19 protein-coding genes are annotated in these 23898 nt (G+C 66.7%); 12 read left to right on the top strand and 7 right to left on the bottom strand.

Annotated features, from left to right (window positions below; genetic code table 11):
• The first annotated feature begins 35 nt into the window (after positions 1 to 35).
• Positions 36 to 1319, top strand: a complete 1284-nt coding sequence (locus tag ACFW6D_RS09475; protein ID WP_379326489.1) for a class I SAM-dependent methyltransferase — start codon at positions 36 to 38, stop codon at positions 1317 to 1319.
• A 1-nt stretch (position 1320) separates the two neighbouring features.
• On the opposite strand, the gene ACFW6D_RS09470 is transcribed toward ACFW6D_RS09475, so the two are convergent.
• Both ACFW6D_RS09470 and ACFW6D_RS09465 read right to left on the bottom strand, forming a co-directional pair.
• Positions 1321 to 2151 (bottom strand): SAM-dependent methyltransferase, encoded by an 831-nt coding sequence (locus tag ACFW6D_RS09470; RefSeq protein WP_379326487.1) that lies wholly within the window; start codon positions 2149 to 2151, stop codon positions 1321 to 1323.
• Positions 2152 to 2177: 26 nt separating this feature from the next.
• Positions 2178 to 3071, bottom strand: a complete 894-nt coding sequence (locus ACFW6D_RS09465) for a helix-turn-helix domain-containing protein (RefSeq protein WP_379326485.1) — start codon at positions 3069 to 3071, stop codon at positions 2178 to 2180.
• Between the two features lie 238 nt (positions 3072 to 3309).
• Between ACFW6D_RS09465 and ACFW6D_RS09460 the strand changes: the two genes are divergently transcribed.
• Positions 3310 to 3438: a hypothetical protein gene (locus tag ACFW6D_RS09460; RefSeq protein ID WP_379326483.1), complete on the top strand. Its 129-nt coding sequence runs from the start codon at positions 3310 to 3312 to the stop codon at positions 3436 to 3438.
• A gap of 43 nt (positions 3439 to 3481) precedes the next feature.
• Here ACFW6D_RS09460 and ACFW6D_RS09455 read toward each other — a convergent pair whose 3' ends face one another.
• The 3 genes from ACFW6D_RS09455 to ACFW6D_RS09445 all read right to left on the bottom strand — a co-directional run bounded on the left by ACFW6D_RS09455 (position 3482) and on the right by ACFW6D_RS09445 (position 6332).
• Positions 3482 to 4150 (bottom strand): hypothetical protein, encoded by a 669-nt coding sequence (locus tag ACFW6D_RS09455; protein ID WP_379326481.1) that lies wholly within the window; start codon positions 4148 to 4150, stop codon positions 3482 to 3484.
• Positions 4120 to 5178, bottom strand: a complete 1059-nt coding sequence (locus tag ACFW6D_RS09450) for an ankyrin repeat domain-containing protein (RefSeq protein WP_379326479.1) — start codon at positions 5176 to 5178, stop codon at positions 4120 to 4122. The genes ACFW6D_RS09455 and ACFW6D_RS09450 overlap by 31 nt, the downstream gene beginning before the upstream one ends.
• Before the next feature lie 275 nt (positions 5179 to 5453).
• A complete protein-coding gene (locus ACFW6D_RS09445; RefSeq protein WP_379326477.1) occupies positions 5454 to 6332 on the bottom strand; it encodes an oxidoreductase in 879 nt (292 codons plus the stop codon).
• 146 nt (positions 6333 to 6478) lie between these two features.
• Between ACFW6D_RS09445 and ACFW6D_RS09440 the strand changes: the two genes are divergently transcribed.
• Entirely contained in the window at positions 6479 to 6925 is a 447-nt protein-coding gene (locus tag ACFW6D_RS09440) for a nitroreductase family deazaflavin-dependent oxidoreductase (protein WP_379326475.1), read from the top strand.
• Between the two features lie 2 nt (positions 6926 to 6927).
• On the opposite strand, the gene ACFW6D_RS09435 is transcribed toward ACFW6D_RS09440, so the two are convergent.
• Positions 6928 to 7722, bottom strand: a complete 795-nt coding sequence (locus ACFW6D_RS09435; RefSeq protein WP_379326473.1) for a crotonase/enoyl-CoA hydratase family protein — start codon at positions 7720 to 7722, stop codon at positions 6928 to 6930.
• 23 nt (positions 7723 to 7745) lie between these two features.
• Positions 7746 to 10223: a molybdopterin-dependent oxidoreductase gene (locus ACFW6D_RS09430; protein ID WP_379326471.1), complete on the bottom strand. Its 2478-nt coding sequence runs from the start codon at positions 10221 to 10223 to the stop codon at positions 7746 to 7748.
• A gap of 248 nt (positions 10224 to 10471) precedes the next feature.
• Between ACFW6D_RS09430 and ACFW6D_RS09425 the strand changes: the two genes are divergently transcribed.
• The 9 genes from ACFW6D_RS09425 (at position 10472) to ACFW6D_RS09385 (ending at position 23874) form a co-directional block, all read left to right on the top strand.
• On the top strand, positions 10472 to 11668 hold the full coding sequence (locus tag ACFW6D_RS09425; RefSeq protein ID WP_379326469.1) for an MFS transporter: 1197 nt from the start codon (positions 10472 to 10474) through the stop codon (positions 11666 to 11668).
• A 40-nt stretch (positions 11669 to 11708) separates the two neighbouring features.
• Positions 11709 to 15398: a nitrate reductase subunit alpha gene (locus ACFW6D_RS09420; RefSeq protein ID WP_379326468.1), complete on the top strand. Its 3690-nt coding sequence runs from the start codon at positions 11709 to 11711 to the stop codon at positions 15396 to 15398.
• Positions 15398 to 17053: a nitrate reductase subunit beta gene (gene narH, locus ACFW6D_RS09415; RefSeq protein WP_379326466.1), complete on the top strand. Its 1656-nt coding sequence runs from the start codon at positions 15398 to 15400 to the stop codon at positions 17051 to 17053. The genes ACFW6D_RS09420 and narH overlap by 1 nt, the downstream gene beginning before the upstream one ends.
• A complete protein-coding gene (narJ, locus tag ACFW6D_RS09410) occupies positions 17053 to 17730 on the top strand; it encodes a nitrate reductase molybdenum cofactor assembly chaperone (protein WP_379326464.1) in 678 nt (225 codons plus the stop codon). Before narH ends, narJ begins: the two co-directional genes overlap by 1 nt.
• Complete coding sequence (gene narI / locus ACFW6D_RS09405) at positions 17727 to 18449, top strand: respiratory nitrate reductase subunit gamma (RefSeq protein ID WP_379326462.1); 723 nt, start codon at positions 17727 to 17729, stop codon at positions 18447 to 18449. The genes narJ and narI overlap by 4 nt, the downstream gene beginning before the upstream one ends.
• 137 nt (positions 18450 to 18586) lie before the next feature.
• Positions 18587 to 20104: a glycerol kinase GlpK gene (glpK, locus tag ACFW6D_RS09400; protein WP_379326460.1), complete on the top strand. Its 1518-nt coding sequence runs from the start codon at positions 18587 to 18589 to the stop codon at positions 20102 to 20104.
• Between the two features lie 49 nt (positions 20105 to 20153).
• Positions 20154 to 21866: a glycerol-3-phosphate dehydrogenase/oxidase gene (locus ACFW6D_RS09395; RefSeq protein WP_379326458.1), complete on the top strand. Its 1713-nt coding sequence runs from the start codon at positions 20154 to 20156 to the stop codon at positions 21864 to 21866.
• A complete protein-coding gene (locus tag ACFW6D_RS09390) occupies positions 21863 to 22669 on the top strand; it encodes an MIP/aquaporin family protein (protein WP_379326456.1) in 807 nt (268 codons plus the stop codon). Before ACFW6D_RS09395 ends, ACFW6D_RS09390 begins: the two co-directional genes overlap by 4 nt.
• A gap of 17 nt (positions 22670 to 22686) precedes the next feature.
• Entirely contained in the window at positions 22687 to 23874 is a 1188-nt protein-coding gene (locus tag ACFW6D_RS09385; RefSeq protein WP_379326454.1) for a nitrate/nitrite transporter, read from the top strand.
• The last annotated feature ends 24 nt before the right edge of the window (positions 23875 to 23898 follow it).

Here is a 23898-nt window from a genome sequence, read left to right as displayed (position 1 = left end):
CACACCAGCACCTCGACGCGCGCCATAGTGGTCTGATGGGCAACCAGGCCACTATCGCCGACGCCTTCGAACCTCTGCTGCGAGCCACCCTCGGCCCGCACCCTGCGGTGGGTTTCGAGTTCTGGGACGGCAGCACGATCGAACCCGACGGTGCCGGCCCCGGCACGATGCGCGTGCGATCAGAGGACGCACTGCGCCACCTGATCTGGGCGCCCGGCGAACTCGGCCTCGCGCGTGCATTCGTTTCCGGCACAGTCGATCTCGACGGCGACATCTTCACCATGCTTCGCGCCCTCCAATCGACCGCGCCCAACGATGCCCGCCTCGGGCTCGGCGCGACCTGGCAGGCCATCGGTGCGGCACGCCAACTCGGAGCGCTGGGCCGCCGACCACCACCACCGCCCGAGGAAGCGCGGCCCCCGCGCGGGCCGTTGCACACCAAACGCCGCGACGCGGCGGCGATCAGTCATCACTATGACGTCGGCAACGAGTTCTACCGCCTGGTTCTCGGACCGAGCATGACTTACTCCTGCGCGCGGTTCGTGCCCGACGACGACGGCTCGCTGGAAACCGCCCAGCGCGCCAAGCACGATCTGATCTGCCGCAAACTGGGTCTGGCCGAGCAGTCGGGTCTGCGCCTGCTCGACGTGGGATGCGGTTGGGGTTCCATGGCGATCCACGCGGCGTCGACCTATGGTGCGCAGGTCGTCGGCGTCACGATCAGCAGCGCGCAGGTCGATCTCGCCCGGCAACGAGTCGCCGACGCCGGGTTGTCGGGCAGTATCGAGATCAGGCTCGCCGACTATCGGGACCTGCGCGGCGAGGAGTTCGACGCCATCTCCTCGATCGGCATGTTCGAACACGTCGGATCCACGCGTGCCGCCGAGTATTTCGACACCCTGCGCGCACTCCTGCGCCCGCGCGGACGGCTGCTCAATCACGCCATCTCCTCCCCCGGCGGTTCCGTCATGAAGAATCGCTCCTTCATCGGGCGCTACGTCTTCCCCGACGGCGAACTGGTCGACGTGGGCGAGGTCGTCCTGGCCATGGAGCGGGCCGGATTCGAGGTTCGTGACGTCGAGTCCTTGCGCGAGCACTACGCGCTCACGCTTCGCCAGTGGGTCGCGAATCTGGAAAACGCTTGGGAGCAAGCGGTTTCACTCGTCGGCGAAGGGCGAGCTCGCATCTGGCGGCTCTACATGGCTGCCTCCGCGCTCGGTTTCGAGGACGGCGGACTCGGAATCCACCAGGTACTCGGTGTGGTGCCGCAGGTTTCGGGCGACGTCGCCATGCCCGCCACCCGCCGCACCTGGGGCTAGCTCAGGGTTTGCGACCGATACCTGCCCAGTACCAAGCACTTTCGGCCTCCGCGACAGCGACGGGGCGGTCGGTGAGTTCGGGTCGCCAGGCCGCGACGGGAACCAGGCCGGGGTCGATGAGGGTGGTTCCGGCGAACAGCTCGCTGGTTTCCGCGTGGCTGCGGGGGTGGAAGGAGATGCCCGCGGCGTGCGCGGCCGCCGTCACTCCGGCCACCGCCTCGGGTGCGAAATCCGCGGTGGGGTGGGTGATCGCGATGTAGCTGCCGGACGGGACGGCATCGAGGAGTTCGGCGACGATGTCGCGAGGACGGTCGCTGTCGGGGAAGTACATCATGATCGCGACGAGCATGATGGCAACCGGTTCGCCGAGGTCGAGGGTGCTGGCGAGATCGGGGTGATCGAGGATCGACCGGGGGTCGTGCAGGTCGGCGTGAATGAATCGGGTGCGGCCCTGCGGGGTGCTGCTCATCAGCGCGCGGGCGTGCGCGAGCACGATCGGATCCTTGTCGACGTAGACGACCCGCGCATGGGGATCCAGCTGTTGCGCGACCTCGTGGGTGTTTCCGGCCGTGGGTATCCCGGTGCCGATGTCGAGGAATTGGGTGATCCCCGCCTCGCCGACCAGATGCCGGACAGCGCGGCCGAGGAAGGCGCGGTTGGCGCGTGCCATCGTCTTGATGGCTGGGACGTGCTGGCCGATGGCGTCGCCGAGCGCCCGGTCGGCGGGGTAGTTGTCTTTGCCGCCGAGCCAATAGTCGTAGACGCGTGCTTCGTGGGCGATCGTGGTGTCGATGTCGATGGATAGCGCGGCACCGAAGGCGTTGTCGGACATGGGATCTCTGTTCTGGTCGAGGTTCGCTACACGGAGAGGTCGACGAGTGTGTCCAGCAGCTCAGTGGTTCGCTCAGGCGGAAAGGCACAGACGCACAGCCGATCCCAGACCGCATTGAATCGATCCAGTTCGCTGGGCTTCTCGAGGAACTGGGGGCCGGCCAGGTGCTGATAGTGCGCGATATCGCTCAATTCGGGCGCCGCGAACCGCAACACGGTGAACGGCGTGCCGCTGATGGCCGGGCCACCGACATGATCGGGCACCACCTGCACGGTCACATTGGGGCGTTGCGCCAGCTCGGCGAGATGTTCCATCTGCCCCTGCCAGACCTCGGCACCGCCGAGCGGGCGGCGCAACGCGGACTCCTCGATGACGAACCAGGCCCTCGACGGATCCTCGCGGGTGAGCAGTTGCTGCCGCTGCGCGAGCATTTCGACGCGGCGCTGGATGTCCGGTTGCCGGTCGGCGATCGTGTAGACCGTGTGCGCGTAGGAGGGCGTCCACACCAATTCGGGCAGCAGGTTCGGCGCATAGCACCGGATCAGAGCTGCGGCATCCTCGAGCGCCAGGTAGGTGTCCGGCCGTTCGACCGTCAGATCCGCACCGGTGTGCCACCGTCCGATCCCGTTGGCCCGCTGCACAAGCCGTCGATACTCGTTGCGCAGTTCGACGTCACGCACCCCGTACGCGGTCAGCAGATCATCGACGTCGGCGGCCCGAAAGCTCACCCGACCGGCCTCGAGCCGACTGATCTTCGAATGCGAGGCCCGAATCGCCCGACCGGCAGCATCCCCGCTGATCCCGGCCGCCTCCCGCAGCCGCCGCAGCCGCACCCCGAGCACCCGGCGCAGCAGAGCAGGATCCTCCGCCGAGTCCTGCCCGCCGCACGCGCCGACGACGGCGCTCACATCCTCACCCACGAACACTCCTGTCGGCATCAACTCTTCGCGAACCCGAGTGTGCCACAACCTTTTCCATCTGGACGGGTAGCGCGTTGCACGTGCAGATGCACGTGCAAGGCGCTAAGCTTCTAGAGGGATCGATAGGAATCCCCGTTGGGGGCTTGTGATGGAAATGAGTGACACGGCTGTGGGATTCGTCATCGATCCGTGCGGCAGAATCGGGATCGCCGAGGTCATCCGATCATACGGAATCGCCATGGTGCACAACAGAATCGAGCAACTGCGCCGCACCGGCATGCACTTCGCCGCAGCAGCGATCGAACGCGAACTGGAAGCCGCCCACCTGCTCGACCCCCCAGAGGTTTTCCAGGCACGCTCGGCCTGACCCCGCACCAGCTCACGCAGGCAGTCCATCGAACTGTCGAGGGCTACAGCAACGGCGGCGTAAGTCGATGGACATTCCGCTCGGTCGCCGCCACAACGCCGACGTGGGCGGCACTCACCAAGGCACGGACCGGAGCCATCGACGTGCATTCGGTTGCGGGTGTGCCTGTTTCGGCGTTCAACCACAGCACACCGGTGTCGAGACCGACCGCGATCCAACTGCCGCCGGTGGTGAAACACAGCGGCGCCCAACATGACCCGCCGTGAGCACCGGTCACGTCGTCGTCGATGCGCAGGTGCCACACCGGGTCGCCGGTAGCGGTGTCTACGACCACGATGAGACCGCGGTAGCCGTTGGCTCCGCTCTGACCGTGGTCCGGTCGGATCCAGGCGGCGAATCGGCGCCCGTCCGGGCTGAACTCCACTGCTCCGACCAGATCGCCGTGATCAGTCCGTGGCAGGTCTTCTTGTTCGTAGCGGCTGGTGAGAACACCTTCCGCTGAGACGTCGATCCCGCTGAGCCAGGCCGACCCCTGCATGCAGTTGCCGACCGCGAGGAAACGCCCATCGGGCGAGAACTGCGGCGTGAGACTCCAATCGCCCAGTTGGATCTCCGCGTCGTTGTCGGCGTCGTGGCGCACACCGTGCCGGGTATCGACAACCACCAACTCTTCACTACCGGTCAGGGCGAGCAGTCTGCCGTCCGGCGACACGCCGCTTGTCCCTGCAGTCTCCGCCGCGGAAGTAGTTCAGCGGGCAGTACTTCGACGATGTCGAGGTCGCACCAGTCGCGCAACAGCACGGATTCGTCGGCCAGAAACGCCATTCGCGTACCTTTCAGCGATCCGAAGGGTCCACGAATTCGCTGACGTCCGGGCACTTTGATAATCCGCATCGGCTCGGGACCGGGCGTCAACCGCCAATGCACCAGGTAGGCACCGGAGTACATACTGCTCAATGCTTCCGGACGCGAGGGATGGATCGCCAATCCCTCGTGTGCGCCGACGACGACGTCACTGAGGTCGAGCGCCCAGTGCGCGCTGTGCAAGGTGTCGATCATTTTGGTGCGCAACGACTCTGGTGCATCAGGATTCAGGATGTCGATCGCGGTGTCCCCGAACTCGTCACGTTGTCCAGGATCTGCGCCGCGTTCGAGCAGAAGTTCGGCGACCTCCACCCACAACGGCTCATCGGCTCGTGTGCACGCGCGGTGCAGCGGAGTGTGTGATTGCGACGTCTGCACCGGGGCGCCGGCGTTGATCAACAGGCGCGCGATGTCGGGGTTGTCCGCCATATCCAAGGCAGTGGCCCGACGAGCCGTCAGCGCCGGATCAGCGCCCGCAGCCAGGAAAGCTTCTACGACATCGCGCCGGTTCTTCTCGACTGCGACGTGCAACGGCGTCGCTTCCAACAGATATCGCACCGACAGCCCCCGCGACCCAGCAGCCTCGGCGAGCAGTCCAGCGATCGGACCAGTGGTCGCGAAGTGCAGGGCGTTGTCCCCGTTCACGCGCCTCGCGAACGGATCCACGCCCCGTTCCAGCAGAAGTTTCACTGCGGCAAACGATTCGGCCGTCCAAGTGGCCGCGATCAACGGGGTGACATTCATCCACCCTCTGGCGTTCACCAGCTCCGGCCATCTATCCAGCTGCTTCGTCAGTTCGACCACATCCCCGACCTCCGCCGCCGCGATCACCGTCGCCCCTTGGTCGTCGCCGCTGCCCGTCAGTTGATGCCCCACCGCACCGATGCTATGCATCCACAACCGCCGAGCACCAGCGGAGCAGCCATTCACGCACGGGAGAGGGCGGGCGTGTGGGTTTCGGCCGGGTTGGTGTCGGCTGCTCTTCCTCATGAGCTACGGCCATGTCGATGACCGGCGGGAGTCGAACCCGCTACCCGCTGATCAAGTTAACCGACCGAGTCCGGCCCGCCCTCTGACGTTCTCCGTGCGAGCTGACTGTAGGCCATGTCAGGACCTGACCGGTACTTGATTTTGGCCGGCGAGTCCCTCACTCAGCCCGCAGCGCCGATCGTGTTGAGCTCGGCGATCGCCTCGGCGGGCAATGTCAGGGCAGCGGCGGCGATGTTGTCGCGGAGGTGGGCGATCGAGGAGGTGCCGGGGATCAACGCGATGGTGGTGGAGCGTTGCAGCAACCAGGCCAGGGCGACTTGCTGCGGGGAGGCGCCGACGCGGGCGGCGACGTCGGTCAGGGTCTGGGATTGCAGCGGGGAGAAGCCGCCGAGGGGGAAGAACGGGACGAAGGCGATGTTGTCGGCTTCGCAGCGGTCGACCAGATCGTCATGATCGCGCTGCGCGAGGTTGTAGTAGTTCTGCACGCTGACGACCGGTGCGATGGACTGGGCCTCGGTCAACTGCTTCTCCGACACGCAGCTGAGGCCCAGATGCCGGATCAGGCCTTCGTCTCGCAGCTTCGCCAAGGCGGTGAACTGCTCGGCGATGGAGTCGTCGGTGACCGACTCGAGTGTCGGGGTGTCGACGCGGAGATTGACCAGGTCGAGGGCGTCGAGACCGAGGCTGTCGAGGTTCTCGCGCACTTGGCGGCGCAGGTCGTCGGGGTCGGGCGCGGGCGACCAGTTGCCCTCGCGATCGGAGCGGAAACCGACCTTGGTCGCGATGTGCAGATCGTCCGGGTAGGGGCGCAGTGCGGCGCGAATGAGCTGGTTCACGCCGCCGGCGCCGTAGAAATCGCTGGTATCGATGTGGTTGATGCCCAGCTCGACCACGTGCCGCAGCACGTTGCCCGCGTCACCGGCGGCGTCGGGAGTGGCGACGGTGCCGGGGAGGCCGAATTGCATTGCTCCATAACCCATTCGGGTGATGGTGAGGTCGTCGGCGAGGGTGATGGTGCCGCCGGGAAGCGGTGTGGACATCATGTTCTCCGTTCGCTGGTCGCGACAAGCTCCGCCCATGGTCGCAGCCGACACCGGGTCGGTCACCGACCGCCACGCCGGTCGAGCCGACGCAATGCTATGTTATGTCACATAACATAACAGCCGTCGATTCAGCGAGGACCATCGTGACCGATCAAGGACTGCGCAAGTTCAAGGCCGAACGCCTCGTCGGGCGCTACGTGGCCAACCCGGCGGTGCGAGCGCTCAACGCAATCGGCATCCAGACCTCCCTCGCCACCGAACTGGAGACGACGGGACGTAAATCCGGTCTCCCCCGCCGCGTCCCGGTCGCCGCCGCGTTCGACGACAACGGCGCCTGGGTCATCTCCCAGCACGGTCGCCGCTCCGGCTGGGGCATCAACATCACCGCCGACCCGAACGTCAGAATCCGCCAGGGCGACACCTGGCGCACCGGCACCGCCGCATTCACCCCCGACGACGACATCGCCGCTCGCAACCGATCCTTCGTGACGAACCGCGTCCTCGGCGCGCTCAGCACCGCCACCTTCCGCGCCTTGCAAACCACCCCGATCTCGGTCCGGATCACCTTCACCGACCGGGGTGGTTCATAGGCTCAGCCCAGCGAGCGGGGTGCCCAGTCCGGCTCCCGCTCACCGGTTTTCCGCGCGATCTTGTGGTTCTTGCCGGTCACCAGCCGCGCCTGCAGCACGCTCTCGGTCCAGAACGCGCTGCGCGGCGACTCGGTCCACGTGTCCTGGAACAGCTTCTTGGTGGCGGCGAGAGCGTCCGGCGAACGGCGGACCAGCTTCGCGACCAGCTCTTCGGCCGCCGCGAGCGGGTCGTCGGCGACCACACTGACCAGGCCGTACTCCTTGGCTTCGACCCCGTCGAACACCTCGGCCGTCATCGTCAGATATTTGGCCAGATCCATCGGGATCAGCTCTCGCAGGGTGACCGACCCGGTCATGTCCGGGATCAGGCCGAACTTGGTCTCCATGATCGAGAGCTGACAGTCCGGTGTGGTGAACCGGAAATCCGCGGCGAGCGCGAGCTGCATGCCGCCGCCGTAGCAATGCCCGTGCAGCACCGCCAGCACCGGAACCGGCAGCTCCCGCCAGGCCCAGCACGCCTTCTGGAACAGATTCGTGGTCTGGACCGGCAGTTTCGCGAATCCGGTGACCATGCGCCGCGGGTCCTTGCCGGTACTCGCGAAATCGAGCCCGGCGCAGAACGCGGTGCCCTCGCCGCGCAGGATCACCGCGCGGACGGAGCGGTCGCCGGCGATCCGCCCGGGAACCTCCGCCAGCGCGTCGAGCATGGCGAAGTCGAGTGCGTTCCTTTTGTCCGGGCGGGACAGGGTCGCATAGGCGACACCGTCACGGATTTCCAGGTGCACACGGTCCGGCATCGGAGTCTCCTGCTCGAGATGGGTCACGGGGTGACGAGCGCTTCCAGGCGCGCGGGGACATGTTTGTGCCACGGCGTGCCCGCCAGGTCGTCCTTGAGTCCGACGCTGGTCAGTTCGTTGGGTGATACGCCCGCGGACGTGGTGGTGCCGTCTGCGGTCGGGAAGTCGAGGCCGAGGCCATTCGGGAGGGCGATATTGCCTGCCCGCATCATCTCGCTGATCTCCACAGTGACTGTCGCGGAACCGTTTTCGGTGAACAGTCGCGCCTGATCGCCGGTGGCCAGACGCAACGACGCGCCGTCCTCGGCACTGATCCGCAGCGCGCCCTGTTTGTCGCGGCGCCGCCATTCGGGGTTGCGGAAGATGGTGTTGGCGGTGAACGAACGTCGCTCACCGGCGGCCAGGACCAGCGGGAACTCGTCGCTGGTCCATACCGATCTGGCCGAAGGCAGCTCGCGCACCTGACGCAGGAGATCCTCGATGGCGATGGTGAATCTGCGATCCTTGCGCTTGACGTAATGCCAGACGTCGTCCCAGGTGTCATCGGTGAACACCACGCCGGTGGGCGAGTCGATGATCGCGTCGAACAGCTTGTTGCCCGGCGCGAGGCCCTTGCCGGTAAACCCGGCTCGGGCAACACCTTTCACGTTCGACATCGCACAGATCTGACTCAGCGCCCACAGCACGGCAGCACCACGCACCCGCGGCGGCAGCGTCTCGCCGAGCGTTTCGTACAGCAGATACGGCGCGACCTTCACGAGCGCGGGCCGGGACGCGAGCGTCGCGAAGAAGCTGGCGCCGAACGTGTCGCGCCCCCCGTGCGCGGCCCGGCGCAGGCGCTCGATCGTGGCCGCGTCGACCGCGCCGAGGCGACGCAGCAGTTCGGCGTAGATCTCGGGCTCGGACCGGGTGCCCGGCAGCGGCGCCATGATGGGCTTGCGGAGGTGAAAGATGTTGCGCGGGAACTCGAAATTGAAGAACGTGGCTTCGGGCTTCTCGAATTGGCTCGCGGCGGGCAGCACATAGTCGGCTTCGCGGGCGGTCTCGGTGAAGGCGACATCGATCACGACCGAGAGTTCGATCGACCGCATGGCGGCGCGGAAACGCTTCGAATCAGCAAGCGAGTGTGCGGGATTGGACGAATCGATCCAGATCGCCCGGAACCGGTCGGGATGCTCGGTGAGGATCTCGTCGGCGATCGAGTTGCACGGCAGCAGACCGCCGATGATCTTCGCCCCGGTGACCGGGCTCGTCCTGGCGCCGCCCCCGGCCCCCGCGGCACCACCGAGCATGCCTGCCGCCAGCGGCATCATGGCATCGAGCAGGGCGCGCGAGCCCGCCTCGACCGCCGGACGCAAGGCCGCGACCCCAGCCAACGCGGGCAGCGCGACGCCGACCGCCCCGCCCGTCAGCGTCACCGCACGCGTTATCGCCGCCTTGCGCGCGCGGTCGAGAGCGGTGGGCGGTTTGCGGCTACCCGAGCCCGATCCACCACCGGCCAGCAGCGCGAACGAGGAGTGCAGGAACATCGTCCCCGGTCGCGCGAAGTTGCCGGTGAGGATCCACAGCAGCTTGTTCAGATAGGACACCAGCGTGCTGTTGGGCGCCTGCTGAATGCCGAGATCCTCGTACACGCACACACTCGAAGCGGTGGCGATCCGGCGCGCGGCGGCCCGAACCTGTTCTTCGCCAACACCACTGGTGACAGCGAAAGCCGCGATATCGATTCCGGCGAAGGCGGCGCGCACCTCGTCGTAGCCGGTGGTGTGCGCGGCGAGGAAATCGGCGTCGACGAGATCTTCCTGCACGATCACCGCGATCATCGCGGCGATCAGCCACGCATCGCCGCCCGGCGTCACCCGCAGATGATGGTCGGCCATCGCCGCGGTCTCGCTGACCCGTGGATCCACCACGATCATCGACCGATTCGGGTCGGCCGCAACCTCTTTGAGCAAGGGCCGCGCACGCGGGAAGCTGTGGCTCTGCCACGGATTCTTCCCGACGAACACGAGGACCTCGGCATGGTCGAAGTCGCCTTTGGTGTGCCCACCGTAGAGCCGTCCGTCGACCCAGATCTCGCCGGTCTTCTCCTGCGCCAACGCATTCGAGTGATACACCGACTCGAGCGCGCCGCGCAGCGCGAGCTGGTTCGCCACGCCGAGGTGATTACCCTGGCCGCCACCGCCATAGAAGAAGATCTTGTCGCCACCGAATCGCGACTTGATCTGTGACAATCGCCCGGCGATCTCGTCGAGCGCTGTTCCCCAATCAATCTCGACATAGGAACCGTCGGCGGTGCGCTTCAGCGGGGAGGTGATCCGGTGCGGCCCGTTCTGATACAGGTCGAGGCGCATCGCCTTCTCGCAGGTGTAGCCCGCCGATGCCGGGTGCGCCTTGTCGCCGCGGATCTTGGCCAATCGGCGTCCGTCCAGCTCGACCGTGATCCCACAGTTGCACTCGCACAGCACACACGCGGTCGCCTGCTGCTCCGGTTCCGTCATGGGAACACCTTCCGATACGCCGCAGCCCGAGAACGGGCCGGATTATGCACCGCAACATAACACGGGATTATGCCGAACACCATAGAGCGGTCGGGTCGACGCGCGGCGGTCTGTTTGCCAGCGGCACTAGTCCGAAGTCCAGCTTGTCCGAATTCGCAGGTACATCCACTTCAGGCGGGCACGATCAGGTTGCTGAATTGTTGCGTGTTCGCCGTCGTACCCGGTGAAACGTGTGGTTTCCTGAGCGGGTGACCTCGCTTGGAGCAGCGGTACGCACCGGGTCGCCGACCCTGAATCTCGCCCTGGCCACCTGGGTATCGGCCATCAATTTCTGGGCGTGGAACCTCATCGGCCCCCTGTCGCCCAACTATGCCGACAAGATGGCGTTGAGCAGCATGGCGGCCTCGATCATGGTGGCGATGCCGATCCTGGTCGGCTCGCTGGGCCGGATCGTGTCCGGTGCCCTCACCGACCGCATCGGCGGGCGGAACATGTTCATCGGGGTGTCGTTGGCCTCGATCGTGCCGGTTGTCGCGGTCGGCATCGCGGGCAGTATCGAGTCGTATCCGCTGATGCTGGTGTTCGCGTTCCTGCTCGGTATTCCCGGCACGATTTTCGCCGTCGGCATTCCGTTCGCCAACTCCTGGTACGTGCCTGCCCGGCGCGGGTTCGCGACCGGGGTGTTCGGGGCGGGCATGGTCGGCACGGCGGTGTCGGCGTTCTTCACGCCGCGGTTCGTGCGCTGGTTCGGGCTGCTGCCGACCCACCTGATCGTGGCGGCGGTCCTCGCGGTGACCGCGGTGCTGTGCATCCTGTTCATGCGCAACTCTCCCGACTTCACACCGAACACAGATCCGGTGCTGCCCAAACTGCGTGCGGCGATGAAACTCGGTGTCACCTGGGAGATGTCGTTCCTCTACGCGGTGGTGTTCGGCGGTTTCGTGGCGTTCAGCTCGTATCTGCCGACCTACATCAAGAACGTGTACGACTTCTCCGCGGTCGACGCGGGCACCCGAACGGCGGCTTTCGCGCTCGCCGCGGTGATCGCCCGGCCCATCGGTGGCGCGCTGTCGGATCGCATCGCCCCGAAGTACATCGTGGTCACCTCGCTGGCGGGCACCGCGGTGATGGCCGTGGTCGCCGCCTTCAAACCGCCCGCCGACGTCGCCTCGGCGGCCACGTTCATCACCCTGGCGTTGTTCCTCGGCATCGGGACCGGCGGGGTGTTCGCGTGGGTGGCGCGGCGCACGCCGGCCTCGAGCGTCGGCAGTGTCACCGGAATCGTCTCGGCGGCAGGCGGTCTCGGCGGTTACTTCCCGCCGCTGATCATGGGCATCACCTACAACGAGGCGAGCCACAGCTACACCGTCGGCCTGCTGCTGCTCGCGGCGACCGCGCTGGCCGCGCTCGTCTACACCGTGGTCAAGCTGCACGCCGTCGAGTAAGTCCTCCCACTGAAGATCCGCCTCGTCGAAGGAGAAGTGCGTGGCAAACCGAGCTCGAATCGGCGGTCCTGTCGAAGACCTGCTCGTGCGGAGCGGCCGGTTCTTCACTCCCGGCACCGAATCCGCCGACCTGCGGACCGTCACCCGCAAGGGCGGACGCGAAGGCGACATCTTCTATCGCAACCGGTGGAGCCACGACAAGGTGGTGCGCTCGACCCACGGCGTGAACTGCACCGGTTCGTGCTCGTGGAAGGTCTACGTCAAAGACGACATCATCACCTGGGAGGCCCAGGACGTCGACTATCCGTCGGCGGGCCCCGACCGCCCCGGTTACGAGCCGCGTGGTTGTCCGCGCGGCGCCGCGTTCTCCTGGTACACCTACTCCCCCACCCGTGTGCGGTATCCGTACGCGCGCGGCCTGCTGGTGGAGATGTATCGCGAAGCCAAGAACAGGCTGGGCGACCCGGTGCTGGCCTGGGCCGATATCCAGGCCGATTCCGATCGCCGCCGCAAGTACCAAAAGGCCAGGGGCATGGGTGGTTTGGTGCGGGTGAGCTGGGATGAGGCGGTCGAGATGATCGCCGCGGCGCACGTGCACACGATCAAGGAGTACGGCCCCGACCGGGTCGCGGGCTTCTCGCCGATCCCGGCCATGTCGATGGTGTCCTTCGCCGCCGGTTCGCGTTTCATCGAGCTCCTCGGCGGCGTGATGACCTCCTTCTACGACTGGTACGCCGACCTGCCGGTGGCCTCACCGCAGGTGTTCGGCGACCAGACCGACGTCCCCGAATCCGGGGACTGGTGGGACGCCTCGTACCTGCTCATGTGGGGTTCGAATGTGCCGGTGACCCGCACACCGGACGCGCACTGGATGGCCGAGGTGCGCTATCGCGGCACCAAGGTCGTCACGATCAGCCCCGACTACGCCGACAACACCAAGTTCGCCGACGAGTGGATGCCGTGCGCGGCGGGCACCGACGGCGCGATGGCCATGGCGATGGGCCACGTCATTCTCAACGAGTACTTCGTCCGTAAGCGCGAACCGTTCTTCGTCGATTACGTGCAGAAGTTCACCGATCTGCCGTTCCTGGTGAGTCTCGAGAAGCGCGACGGCAGGCTGGTCCCCGGCAAGAATCTCACCGCCGCCGACCTCGGCAGCACCGACGAGAACGCCGCCTTCAAACCGATCTTCATCGACGGCGTCACCAGCCGACCGGTGATCCCGCACGGCTCGCTCGGCTTCCGCTACGGCCCCGACGGCGCCGGTAAATGGAACCTGGAACTCGGTGACCTGCAGCCGGTGCTCAGCGTGGCCGACGTACGCGGCGCGCAGCTGCAAAGCGCGACCGTCACGCTGCCCCGGTTCGACACCCTCGACGGCCACGGCGAGACGATCGATCGCGGTGTGCCGGTGATGGTCCTCGACGGCCGACCTGTGTGCACGGTCTTCGATCTGATGCTCGCCCAGTACGGCGTGGGGCGCGACCCCCTGCAGGGTGGGTGGCCCACCGGTTACGACGACGTCGACAGCCTCTACACCCCCGCCTGGCAGGAACAGATCACCGGCGTTTCCGCCGAGCAGGTCATCCGGATCGCCCGCCAGTTCGCCGACAACGCCGTCGATTCCGGTGGCCGCTCCATGATCATCATGGGTGCCGGCATCTGCCAGTGGTTCCACGGCGACGCGACCTATCGCGCGATCCTGGCGATGCTGCTGCTCACCGGATCGATGGGACGTAACGGCGGCGGCTGGGCCCACTATGTGGGCCAGGAGAAGTGCAGGCCGGTGGCCGGGTGGGCGACCGTGGCGATGGGCACCGACTGGTCGCGCCCGCCGCGGCTGATGGCGGGCACCTCCTACTGGTACGCCCACACCGACCAGTGGCGCTACGACGGCTACCGCGCCGACGTGCTCGCCTCCCCGACCGGTCGTGGCCTGTTCCGTGACAAGCACACGATGGACGTGATGAGCGCGGGCGTGGCGATGGGCTGGACGCCGTTCTACCCCCAGTTCGACCGCTCCTCGCTGGCGCTGGCCGACGAGGCGAAGGCGGCAGGCGTCGACCCTGTCGCCTACACCGTGGACCAATTGCACAGTGGCGCACTGAAATTCGCCGTCCAGGATCCCGACAATCCGAAGAACTGGCCGCGCGTACTCAGCGTCTGGCGGTCGAATCTGCTCGGTTCCTCGTCCAAGGGCAACGAGTACTTCCTGAAGCATCTGCTCGGCACCAGCTCCAACGTGCGCAACGACATCGCCGGGCCGAAAGACCGCCCGGTCGACGTGGTCTCCCCCGACGAGGTCCCCGAGGGCAAGCTCGATCTGCTGATGTCGATCGACTTCCGCATGACCTCGACCACCCTGTTCTCCGACATCGTGCTGCCCGCGGCGACCTGGTACGAGAAGGCCGACCTGTCCAGCACCGACATGCACCCGTTCATGAACGCCTTCACCCCGGCCATCGACCCACCGTGGGAAACCAAGTCCGACTTCGACGCGTTCGGCGCGATCGCCCGGGTGTTCTCGTCGATGGCGGCGCAACATCTGGGCACCAGGACCGACGTCGTGCTCGGTACCCTGCAGCACGACACACCGGGCGCGATGGCCTATCCCCATGGCACCCAATCGAATTGGCAGGTCACCGGCGAGGCGCCCGTGCCCGGCAAGACGATGGGCCCGATCGCGGTGGTCGAACGCGACTACGCGGCGGTCGCCGAGAAGTGGACCGCGCTCGGACCGCTGGTGGAGAAGCTTGGCCTGACCACCAAGGGCATCACCATCTTCCCGGATCAGGAAGTCACCGAACTCGGCCGTTTGCACGGGGTCATGAATTCGGGCGTAGCGGTCGGTCGGCCTGCGTTGGACACCGCCGAGAAGGCCGCCGAAACCATCCTCATGCTGTCGGGAACCTCCAACGGACGCCTTTCGGTGGAGGGTTTCAAGGAACTCGACCGTCGCACCGGTTGTCACATGGTCGAACTGTCCGAGGGCAGCGAGGAACGCCGAATCACCTTCGCCGAGACCCAATCTCGTCCGGTCCCGGTGATCACCAGCCCGGAATGGTCGGGCAGCGAAACCGGCGGGCGGCGCTACGCCCCGTTCACCCAGAACATCGAGTTCGGCAAACCGTTCCACACCCTCACGGGACGCATGCATTTCTACGTCGACCACGACTGGATCGAAGAACTCGGCGAAGCACTCCCGATCTATCGACCGCCCCTGGATATGGGCAAGCTCTTCGGCGAACCTGCCATCGGTGAGCGCAACGGTGTCGGCCTGACGCTGCGCTATCTGACCCCGCACTCGAAATGGTCGATCCACTCCGAATACCAGGACAACCTGCTGATGCTGTCGCTCTCACGCGGCGGCCCGACGATGTGGATGAGCCCGGGTGACGCCGACAAGATCGGTGTGCGCGACAACGACTGGGTCGAGGCGCTCAACCGCAACGGCGTGTACGTGTGCCGGGCGGTGGTGTCCCAGCGCATGCCCGAAGGCGTGGTCTACGTCTATCACGCGCAGGAACGCACCATCGATGTCCCGCTCTCGGATACCACGGGAACCCGTGGCGGCATTCACAATTCGATCACCCAGCTCCTGATCAAACCGACGCACCTGGCGGGCGGTTACGCCCAGACCTCGTTCGCGTTCAACTATCTCGGCCCCACCGGAAATCAACGCGACGAAGTGACCGTGGTGCGTCGCCGCAGCCAGGAGGTGACGTACTGATGAAGGTCATGGCGCAGTTGGCGATGGTGATGAACCTGGACAAATGCATCGGCTGCCATACCTGTTCGGTGACATGCAAGCAGGCATGGACCAACCGATCCGGCACCGAATACGTCTGGTTCAACAATGTGGAAACCCGTCCGGGACAGGGCTATCCGCGACAGTACGAGGATCAGGAGAAATGGCGCGGCGGCTGGACACTGAAGAAGGGCCGGTTGCGGCTGCTCGGCGGTGATCGTTTCGCCAAGCTCGCCAATATCTTCGCCAATCCGAAGATGCCGTCGATGGACGACTACTACGAGCCGTGGACCTACGACTACGAGAACCTGATCAATGCCCCACTGAGCGACCAGTTCCCCGTCGCCGCACCGCGTAGCCTGCTCACCGGCGAGCGGATGAAGATCAACTGGTCGGCCAACTGGGACGACGACCTGGCCGGTTCGCCGGAGATCCTGCCCGGGGATCCGGTGCTGGCGAAGGTGAGCGAGAAAGTCAAGTCCGATCTCGAGTCGACATTCATGTTCTATCTGCCGCGCATCTGCGAACACTGCCTGAACCCGGCGTGCGTCGCGTCGTGCCCGTCGGGGGCGATCTACAAGCGCACCGAGGACGGCATCGTGCTCGTCGATCAGGACAAGTGCCGCGGCTGGCGCATGTGCATTTCCGGATGCCCGTACAAGAAGGTGTATTTCAACCACAAGACCGGCAAGGCCGAGAAATGCACGTTCTGCTATCCGCGCGTGGAGGTCGGGTTGCCGACGGTGTGCGCGGAGACCTGCGTGGGCCGGTTGCGCTATATCGGGCTGGTCTTCTACGACGTGGACCGGGTGCTCGACGCGGCGGCCGTGCCCGATGAACGCGACCTCTACGAGGCGCAGCTGGACGTGATGCTCGACCCCAACGATCCGGAAGTTGTTGCGGGAGCGAAGGCTTCGGGTATTCCGGACAGCTGGATCGAGGCGGCCCAGCGGTCGCCGATCCACGCGCTGATCAAGGATTTCCGGGTGGCGTTGCCGCTGCATCCGGAATACCGCACCCTGCCGATGGTCTGGTACGTCCCGCCGCTGTCGCCGGTGGTCGACGCGGTGAGCCGCGACGGTCACGACGGCGAAGACGTCGGCAATCTGTTCGGCGCGCTCGAATCACTGCGTATTCCCTTGGAATACCTGGCCGAATTGTTCACCGCGGGCGATACCGAACCGGTGGCGGCGGTGTTGCGCAAGCTGGCCGCGATGCGCTCCTACATGCGCGATATCAATCTCGGACGCGAACCGCAGGCCCATATTCCGGAGGCCGTCGGGATGACGGAGGAGCAGATGTACCGGATGTACCGGTTGCTCGCGCTCGCGAAAATCGAAGACCGGTACGTGATTCCGTCGGCCTACGCCGATCAGGGGCATCAGCTCGAGGAATCGATGACCGACTGCGCGCTCGACTTCGACGGCGGTCCCGGCATGTACGAGCAGGCCTCCGGCCCGTTCGGGGAGACCAGCGGTAAGCCGGTGCCGGTCGCGGTGGAAACGTTCCAGGCGCTCAAACAACGCCAGACCAGCGAAACGCTCGGTGCCGAAGCCGGCAACACCTCCCGCGTCAACCTGCTCAACTGGGACGGCAAGGGCGCACCCGACGGAATGTTCCCCGGCGGGGGCAAATGATGCGCGGACGCACGGCCCGCAAAGCCGCAGAGCATCGACTGACCTGGCAGGCCGCGTCGCTGCTGCTCGCCTACCCGAACGCGGACCAGCACGCGCGACTCGAACTCGTCACAGAACTGTGTGACCACCTCTCACCCGAGCAGGCGCGACCGTTGCTCGACACCGCCGCCGCCCTGCGCGCACTGTCGGAAACGGCTGCGGCGCAACAGTATGTCGACACCTTCGACCTGCGCAGACGAGCGACCCTGTTGCTCACGTACTGGACCGACGGCGACACTCGCAATCGTGGAATGGCGATGCTCACCTTCACCGAGGCCTACCGGACTGCCGGTGTCGCCCCGCCGTCGAGCGAGGTCCCCGACCACCTCCCGGTCGTCCTCGAATTCGCGGCGACCGTCGACCCGATCGCCGGTGCGGCCCTGCTCACCGCCAACCGTCGCGCGATCCACGCGATCGGTCTGGCGCTCGACGACGAAAACTCGCTCTATGCCCCGACTTTGGCGGCGGTCACCGCAACGCTGCCCGCCGCGACGGATTCCGATCTCGGCTGGGCGCGCAGGCTCGTCGACACCGGCCCGGCCGCCGAATCGGTGGGGTTGGCCCCGTTCACCCTGACCGTGCCGCCGCGCCGCAGCGCCGACGATCGGGAACCCGCCGTAGCGAAAGGACTCAGGTGAGCACCTTCTGGAACATCATCCCGTATGTGAGTCTGGCGATCCTGATCGTCGGCACCTGGTGGCGCTACCGCTACGACAAGTTCGGCTGGACCACCCGCTCCTCCCAGCTCTACGAATCCAAGCTGCTGCGCATCGGCAGCCCGCTGTTCCACTACGGGATGATGGTGGTGATCGTGGGCCACATCATCGGCCTGGTGATCCCCGAATCCTGGACCGACGCCATGGGGATGAGCCAGCACGTCTATCACATCCAGGCCATCGCGCTGGGCAGCATCGCCGGTGTCTCCACCCTTGTCGGGCTCGCGCTGCTGATCTACCGGCGCCGCCGCAACGGACCGGTGTTCACCGCCACCACCCTCAACGACAAGATCATGTACCTGGTCCTGGTCTGCGCGTTGATCACCGGCCTGGCGACCACGCTGATCGGCTCCGGCGCGGTCGGCCCCGAACACAACTACCGGGAAACGGTCTCGCCGTGGTTCCGGTCGATCTGGATCCTGCAGCCGCGCGGTGACCTCATGGCCGAAGCGCCGACGTCGTTCCACATCCACGTGCTGATCGCGCTGACCCTGTTCGCGATCTGGCCGTTCACCCGCCTCGTCCACGCCTTCAGCGCCCCGATCAGCTATTTCTACCGGCCCTACATCGTCTACCGGTCGCGCTCGACCGCCAAGCCCGACGAGCTGATGGGGTCGCGGCCCGAGCGTCAGGGCTGGTGAGCATGAGGATCGCCACAATTCGACATTGTCGAACGGGGTAGGCGGTACAGCTCGTCATAGCTTCGTAACGTCGAATGTGGACCCGGGTTACGCCGGGCGGCCTGGCTCAACGATGAGCCGGTCGGAAAGGACCGCAGATGACGCAATACGTAGGTGCCATCGATCAGGGCACAACAAGCACCCGATTCATGGTGTTCGACTGGCGTGGCAACGTAGTGGCCCGCCACCAGCTCGAGCACGAGCAGATCCTGCCCGCGCCCGGCTGGGTCGAGCACAACCCGGACGAGATCTGGGAGCGCACCCGTACCGTCATCAAGAGCGCACTGGCAGGCGCCGGGCTCACCCACCGTGACCTGGTGGCGGTCGGGGTCACCAACCAGCGCGAGACCACCGTGGTGTGGAACCGGCACACCGGGCGCCCCTACTGCAATGCCATCGTCTGGCAGGACACCCGCAGCGACAAGATCGTCGCCGACCTGCACCGCACCGGCCACGCCGACTTCGTGCACAAGGTAACCGGCCTGCCGCCCGCCCCGTACTTCTCCGGCGGCAAACTGCGCTGGATCCTCGACAATGTCGAGGGTGTGCGCGCCGACGCCGAGCGCGGCGACGCCCTGTTCGGCACCACCGACTCCTGGCTGATCTGGAACCTCACCGGCGGGATCAACGGCGGTCTGCACATCACCGATCCGACCAATGCCTCCCGCACGATGCTGATGAACCTCGAGACCCTGGAATGGGACGCCGAGCTGCTCGCGCTCTTCGATGTGCCCGCGGCGATGTTGCCGCGCATCGCGCCCTCGTCCAACCCGATGAGCTTCGGTTTCACCAACCCCGACGGCCCGTTCAAGGGTGAGGTGCCGATCACCGGCGTGCTGGGTGACCAGCAGGCCGCCACGGTCGGGCAGGTGTGTTTCCGTCCCGGCGAAGCGAAGAACACCTACGGCACCGGCAACTTCCTCGTCCTCAATACCGGCACCGAGATCGTGCACTCCACCCACGGTCTGCTGACCACCGTCGCCTACCAATTCGACGACCACAAGCCGGTGTACGCGCTGGAGGGTTCGATCGCGGTGACGGGGTCGGCGGTGCAGTGGCTGCGCGATCAGCTCGGGATCATCGGCGGGGCCTCCCAGATCGAGGATCTGGCGGCCAAGGTTCCCGATACCGGCGGCGTCTACTTCGTGCCCGCGTTCTCCGGGCTGTTCGCCCCGTACTGGCGGCCCGATGCCCGCGGCGCGATCGTCGGGTTGTCGCGCTACAGCAACAACGCGCACTTGGCCCGCGCCACCTTGGAATCCATCTGCTACCAGACCCGCGACGTGGTCGAGGCGATGCAACGGGATTCCGGTGTGCACCTGGCGGCGCTGCGCGTCGACGGCGGCGTCACCGCGAACTCGCTGGCGATGCAGATCCAGGCCGACCTACTCGGTGTGCCGGTGTCGCGGCCCGTGGTCGCCGAGACCACCGCGCTCGGCGCCGCCTACGCCGCGGGTCTCGCGGTCGGATTCTGGTCCGACATCGACGAGCTCGTCGACAACTGGCACGAGGGCAAGCACTGGGAGCCGAGGTGGACCGCCGAGCAGCGAGCCAGCGGCTACACCCGCTGGAAAAACGCGGTCGGCCGCACCCTCGACTGGGTCGACGTCGAATAACACACCCCACCAATAACTTTCCCCCTTACTTCCGCTCGAGGAGCACCCCATGACCAGCCATGCCCGCACCACCCGTCTCGACCCCGACTACCGCGCCGCCGCGATCGCCGACCTCGACGACACCGAGATCGATGTCCTCGTCATCGGCGGCGGGGTGACCGGCGCCGGCGCCGCGCTCGACGCCGCCTCGCGCGGCCTGTCCGTCACCATGGTCGAGGCCCGCGATTTCGCCGCCGGTACCTCGAGCCGTTCGTCGAAGCTCATCCACGGCGGCCTGCGCTACCTGGAGCAGATGGACTTCGCGCTGGTCCGGGAAGCGCTGAAAGAGCGTGGGCTGCTGCTGAATTCGCTCGCCCCGCACCTCGTGCACCCCGTCTCGTTCCTGTTCCCGCTACAGCACCGTGTGTGGGAGCGCGCCTACATCGGCGCCGGCATCGCCCTCTACGACACCCTCGGCGGCGCCCGCTCGGTGCCGATGCACAAGCACCTGAGCCGCACCAAGGCACTGGAACTGGCGCCCGCGCTCACCGACGACGCGATGACCGGCGCGATCCGCTACTACGACGCCCAGGTCGACGACGCCCGCCACACCATGATGCTGGCCCGCACCGCCGCCGACGCGGGCGCCACCGTGCTCACCCGCACCAAGGTCGTCGGCCTGCTCCGCGAGGGCGACCGCGTCACCGGCGCGACGGTCGAAGACCTGGAAACCGGTGTGACGCACCAGATCAAGGCCAAGACCGTGATCAGCGCGACCGGCGTGTGGACCGACGACATGATCGAGATGACCGGCGTCGAATTCCCCTTCCACGTACAGATGTCGAAGGGCGTGCACATCATGGTGCCGCGCGAGCGCCTGAACATGGACACCGGTTTGATCATGCGCACCGAGAAGTCGGTGCTGTTCGTGATCCCGTGGGCCGAGCACTGGATCATCGGCACCACCGACACCGAATGGTCCCTCGACAAGAACCACCCCACCGCGAGCGCCGCCGACGTGCAGTACATCCTCGACCACGTCAATTCGCTACTGCGCGAACCGCTGACGCGCGCCGACATCGTCGGCACCTACGCCGGGTTGCGCCCGCTGATGACCGGTGCGACGAAGGAGACCGCGAAGCTCTCGCGTGAACACGCCGTCGCCGAACCCGCCCCTGGCCTGTTCGTGATCGCCGGCGGCAAGTACACCACCTACCGGGTGATGGCCAAGGACGTGGTCGACGCCGCCGCGCAGCGCCTCGGCCGCCCGGTCGCACCGTCGGCGACCGAGTTCATGCCGATCCTCGGTGCCGAGGGCTACTACGAACTGCGGGCGACCCTGCTGTCGGACCCCGAGGGTCTGGTGGAACGGGCCGGGCTGTCGACCGAGGTGATCGAGCACCTGCTCGGCCGCTACGGCTCACTGATCACCGAACTGTTCGACCTCGTCGCGGCCGACCCGAGCCTGGCCCGACCGATCGAGGGCGCACCGAATTACATTGCCGCCGAGGTTGTTTACGCGGCCACCAGCGAAGGCGTCCTGCACCTGGACGACCTGCTCACCCGCCGCACCCGCATCTCGATCGAAGTACCCGACCGCGGCCTGACCGCCGCGCAGGACATCGGCCGACTGGTCGCGGGCCCGCTCGGCTGGGACAACGACCGTGTCGACGACGAGGTCAACGCCTACTTCGACCGAGTACACGCGGAACTGGCGGCCAATGAGGCCACCACCGACGCCTCGGCCAACGCGGCCCGTCTGGTCACCGCGCGCTGGCTATGAGCCTCTGTTCGATTTTCGTCAGCGAGGCGCTGGGCACCGGCATCCTGCTGCTGCTCGGTGTCGGCGTCGTCGCCAATGTGACGTTGCGGAAATCCAAAGGGATCGACGGCGGCTGGCTGCTGATCACCTTCGGCTGGGGCCTCGGCGTCTTCGCCGGTGTGTACGCGGCCTACAAGACCGGCGGCCATCTCAACCCCGCCGTGACCCTCGGCATGATCACCAGTGGCGCCACCGAATTCGCGCCGGGCATCCCGGTGACGGTCGGCACCACCGCGGCGTATCTGACCGGGCAGTTCGCCGGTGCGTTCCTCGGTGCGTGCGCCGCGTTCGCGGTCTACAAGCAGCATTTCGATGCCGAACCCTCGGAGGCGACCAAGCTCGCCGTCTTCGCCACCGGCCCCGCCATCCGCTCGCACCGCTGGAACTTCGTCACCGAGGCGATCGCCACGTTCGCGCTGGTCCTGGTGATCCTGTCCTTCGGTCACACGCCCAGCGGTCTCGGCCCGCTCGCCGCGGCACTGGTCGTCGTCGGCATCGGCGCATCCCTCGGCGGACCCACCGGGTACGCGATCAACCCCGCCCGCGACCTGGCCCCGCGCCTGGCCTACGCCCTGCTGCCCACCAGCCGGGTCTCGCCACGCACGCTCGTCACCGCCGGTTCGCCGGTCTCGATCCCCGACCGGTTCCGCGCTCCCGTGACCGCCGCCCGCAAGGACGCGGACTGGGGTTACGCCTGGGTGCCCGTCTGCGGGCCGCTGCTCGGCGGCGCCGTCGCGGGCCTGCTCACCCACCTCCTCACGTAAGAAAGGACCGAGCTCAAGTGAAGTCACGCAATCTTGCCCTGGCGACCCTCGTCTTCGGCATCACCTTCTGGGCCTGGAATCTCATCGGCCCACTCTCGACCTCCTACACCACACTGCTCTCGCTGTCGGCGGGCCAGCAGTCCATGCTCGTCGCCACCCCCGTCCTGGTCGGTTCGCTGGGCCGGATCCCCGTCGGTGTCCTCGCCGACCGGTACGGCGGGCGGCGCATGTTCACGATCCTGTGTTTCGTCAGCATCATCCCGGTCCTGATGGTCGGCTGGGCCGATTCCTATGGGGCACTGATCTTCTGGGGCTTCTTCCTCGGCATCGCGGGCACCACCTTCGCCGTCGGCGTCCCGTTCGTGAACAACTGGTACGAGCCCAGCCGTCGTGGCTTCGCGACCGGCATCTTCGGGGCCGGTATGGGCGGCACCGCGCTCTCTGCGTTGCTCACCCCGCGCCTGGTCGAGTGGTTCGGTCGCGGCACCACCCATGTGCTGATCGCGATCGCGCTGGCGGTGGCCGGTGTGGCGATGTACCTGTTCAGCAAGGACGCCCCGAGCTGGACGCCCGCGACCACTCCCGCACTCCCCCGGATCGGCGCCGCGCTGAAGATGAAGGCCACCTGGCAGGGCGCGTTCCTCTACGCCGTCGCCTTCGGCGGGTTCGTCGCGTTCTCCACCTACCTGCCGACCGTGCTGCACAACGTCTACGCATTCGCCCAGTCCGACGCGGGCCTGCGCACCGCAGGCTTCGCCCTGGCCGGGGTCGCCGCCCGCCCGCTCGGCGGCATCCTGTCGGACAAGATCGGCCCGGTCATGGTGCTGGCCATCGCCTTCGCGGGCACCGCGACCATGGCGGTCGTGCTGTCGTTCGGTCCGCCGCTCGAACTCGCGGCAGGCGCCAGCCTGGTGTTGACCGCGCTGTTCCTCGGCCTCGGTACCGGTGGTGTGTTCGCGCTGCTGGCGAAGATGGTCGAACCGAGCAAGGTCGGCACGGTGACCGGTCTGGTCGGTGCGGCAGGCGGCCTCGGCGGCTACTTCCCGCCGCTGGTGATGGGCCTGACCTACAGCCACTGGCACGACTACACCCTCGGCTACCTGCTGCTCGCCGCCACCGCGTCGGCCGCCCTGGTCTACACGCTGACCTTGCGGGGTAAGTCCAAGCAGCACAACGAGTCCCAGCAGGTGGTCGCTGCTCGGTAACGCACTGGCGGCGGACGACGAAGG

Origin of the sequence: Nocardia sp. NPDC058705, from assembly GCF_042749305.1 — a bacterium.
In the GTDB taxonomy this organism is placed as follows: Bacteria; Actinomycetota; Actinomycetes; order Mycobacteriales; family Mycobacteriaceae; genus Nocardia.
The sequence above is the reverse complement of the archived record's forward strand: the minus strand, read 5'-3'. Positions and strand labels throughout refer to the sequence as shown.

What these genes read in the sequence shown, in the direction of transcription:
- ACFW6D_RS09475 (WP_379326489.1), top strand. Translation starts at nt 36, where the DNA reads ATGGGCAACCAGGCCACTATCGCCGACGCCTTCGAACCTCTGCTGCGA.
- ACFW6D_RS09470 (WP_379326487.1), bottom strand. Translation starts at nt 2,151, where the DNA reads ATGTCCGACAACGCCTTCGGTGCCGCGCTATCCATCGACATCGACACC.
- ACFW6D_RS09460 (WP_379326483.1), top strand. Translation starts at nt 3,310, where the DNA reads ATGGTGCACAACAGAATCGAGCAACTGCGCCGCACCGGCATGCACTTC.
- ACFW6D_RS09445 (WP_379326477.1), bottom strand. Translation starts at nt 6,332, where the DNA reads ATGTCCACACCGCTTCCCGGCGGCACCATCACCCTCGCCGACGACCTC.
- ACFW6D_RS09435 (WP_379326473.1), bottom strand. Translation starts at nt 7,722, where the DNA reads ATGCCGGACCGTGTGCACCTGGAAATCCGTGACGGTGTCGCCTATGCG.
- ACFW6D_RS09430 (WP_379326471.1), bottom strand. Translation starts at nt 10,223, where the DNA reads ATGACGGAACCGGAGCAGCAGGCGACCGCGTGTGTGCTGTGCGAGTGC.
- narH (WP_379326466.1), top strand. Translation starts at nt 15,398, where the DNA reads ATGAAGGTCATGGCGCAGTTGGCGATGGTGATGAACCTGGACAAATGC.
- narJ (WP_379326464.1), top strand. Translation starts at nt 17,053, where the DNA reads ATGCGCGGACGCACGGCCCGCAAAGCCGCAGAGCATCGACTGACCTGG.
- glpK (WP_379326460.1), top strand. Translation starts at nt 18,587, where the DNA reads ATGACGCAATACGTAGGTGCCATCGATCAGGGCACAACAAGCACCCGA.
- ACFW6D_RS09395 (WP_379326458.1), top strand. Translation starts at nt 20,154, where the DNA reads ATGACCAGCCATGCCCGCACCACCCGTCTCGACCCCGACTACCGCGCC.
- ACFW6D_RS09390 (WP_379326456.1), top strand. Translation starts at nt 21,863, where the DNA reads ATGAGCCTCTGTTCGATTTTCGTCAGCGAGGCGCTGGGCACCGGCATC.